We start from the raw sequence: 2,151 nt of genomic DNA, 5'->3' as shown, positions 1-2,151 counted from the left end.
AGGAAAGCTCCGCAATGGACGTTGGCAATGATGCCGGCACCGATCCAGCATCGCCGGAACCGAACGACGGGAATCCGCTCAGCGAGATCAGCACCGACGCCGAGACAGCCACCGAGGCCGTCGCCGACGCGCGGATCGACGACGACGCTGAGGCGGGTGACGAGGCAGATCTGGTTGACGCGGATGAAGCACCGGCTGAACGGGGTGCCCGATTCTCCTGGACCCGTATTTTGGCTTGGATTGTCCTGCCCGCCTTGGCGTTGGCCGTCGCCCTGGGAGACGGTTACTTGAGGTGGCTCGATGGTTCGGCGCGCGCATCGCGAACGGCGGCCGAGCAGTCGGTTAAAGCCGCTACCGACAGCACAATCGCGATCCTGTCATATCGCCCGGACAGCGTGGAGCGGGACCTGAGGGGAGCCGCTGACCGCCTCACCGGCGGTTTCCGTCAGCAGTACACGCAGCTCGTCAGCGATGTCGTTGCTCCCGGCGCCAAGCAGCAGCACATTTCGGCGGTAGCGACGGTACCGGCGGCGGCTTCGGTATCGGCGACCGAAAACCACGCAGTGGTATTGGTTTTCATCGATCAGACCACCATCATCGGCAACGATGCGCCCACCCAAACCACCTCTAGTGTGCGCATAACTCTGGAAAGGGTCCATGATCGATGGCTTATCTCGCAGTTCGATCCGGTGTGAGGCGAATATGAAAAGTCTGTCGATGTCGCTGCGAGTGTTCTGCGCTGTCCTGCTCGCGGCCGGATGGTGGAGCGCCGCCGTGGTGTCCGGTTCTACCGGCACGACCAAGGCGGCCAACTTCGAGAGCCTGATGGTGCCGTCCGCGGCGATGGGTCGTGATATTCCGGTGGCTTTTCTGGCCGGCGGCCCGCACGCGGTCTACCTGCTCGACGCGTTCAATGCGGGCCCGGACGTCAGCAACTGGGTGACGGCGGGTAATGCGATGAACACGCTTGGTGGTAGGGGGGTTTCGGTGGTGGCACCTGCCGGCGGCGCCTACACCATGTACACCGACTGGGAGCAGGACGGCAGCCGACAATGGGACACGTTTTTGTCCCACGAGCTACCGGACTGGTTGGCCGCCAACAAGGGGCTCGCCCCGGGTGGGCACGGCGTCGTCGGTGCCTCGCAAGGCGGATACGCCGCGGCGGCGCTGGCCGCGTTCCACCCCGATCGATTTCGGTACGCCGCATCGCTGTCGGGATTCCTTGCACCCGAACGGACCGGGGTTGACGGGACCATCACCGCAGCGCTCAAGCAGGGCGGGGCCGACAGCGATCATATGTGGGGGCTACCCCAGCTGGGGCGCTGGAAGTGGCATTCCCCGAACCAGAACATTCAGCTGCTGGTGGACAACAACATTCGGCTGTGGGTCTACAGCCCCGGCAGCGGCGCCCCGACTGACCAAGGCGCCATGGCCGGCTATGGGGACATCGCGCAAGGGACCAACGCAACTTTCTATTCCCACTATGGAGACGCCGGTGGCCACAACGGCCACTTCGACTTAGGACGCGGCGGTGGCAACGACTGGGGGACGTGGGGCCAGCAGCTGGCGGCAATGTCCGCTGACCTCGCCGCGAATATCCGGTAGCGACCTAAGCATCAGGTGAGGAGCTTCGAGCGCCATGACCGACAGGAAAGCGAGTCGCCAACTCGCACGGGCCATCTCGATACCGTTGACGGTCGGCGCCGGGTTCATCGCGTCGAGCTCGGTCGCCGTCGCACCGGCCGCTCCCGGGGTTCCCGGGGACAACGCACGGCTCAACAACGGCATCGTGGTGAACGTCGACACGGTCAAGAAGAAGGCCGGCTGCACGACCGACCTGCACATCAACCCGCAGCTGGTGTCCGCTGCGCAGCAGCACACGGTCGATGTGCTCAACAACCGGAGCCTCGACGGCAATATCGGCTCGGACGGGTCGACGGTGCAAGACCGGGCCCGGGGCGCGGGTTACAACGGCACGGTCGCCGAGACGGTGGCCATCAGCCAGTCGCTGACAATCAATGACCTTGACGTCATGAGCAATTGGTTCTACCGCCCCGACTACTACGCGATCATGTCCAACTGCGCCAACACTCCGCCGCTGAATGTCACGGCAACAACAAAGGCACCAAGCGACGCAGCGCGCCGCACAGC

The 2,151-nt window shown here is 64.5% G+C and carries 3 protein-coding genes; all 3 read left to right on the top strand.

The window, feature by feature from the left end:
- The first annotated feature begins 14 nt into the window (after positions 1 to 14).
- Positions 15 to 695: a hypothetical protein gene (locus WAN71_RS23720; RefSeq protein WP_422227675.1), complete on the top strand. Its 681-nt coding sequence runs from the start codon at positions 15 to 17 to the stop codon at positions 693 to 695.
- Between the two features lie 7 nt (positions 696 to 702).
- The gene (locus WAN71_RS23715; RefSeq protein ID WP_422227674.1) at positions 703 to 1,605 is read left to right on the top strand and encodes an alpha/beta hydrolase-fold protein; all 903 of its coding nucleotides are present in this window, start codon (positions 703 to 705) and stop codon (positions 1,603 to 1,605) included.
- Between the two features lie 34 nt (positions 1,606 to 1,639).
- Positions 1,640 to 2,151: CAP domain-containing protein (locus WAN71_RS23710; protein ID WP_422227673.1), on the top strand; the 512-nt coding region annotated here is incomplete at its 3' end.

Source organism: Mycobacterium sp., from assembly GCF_049280035.1.
Lineage (GTDB): Bacteria > Actinomycetota > Actinomycetes > Mycobacteriales > Mycobacteriaceae > Mycobacterium.
The sequence above is the reverse complement of the archived record's forward strand: the minus strand, read 5'-3'. Positions and strand labels throughout refer to the sequence as shown.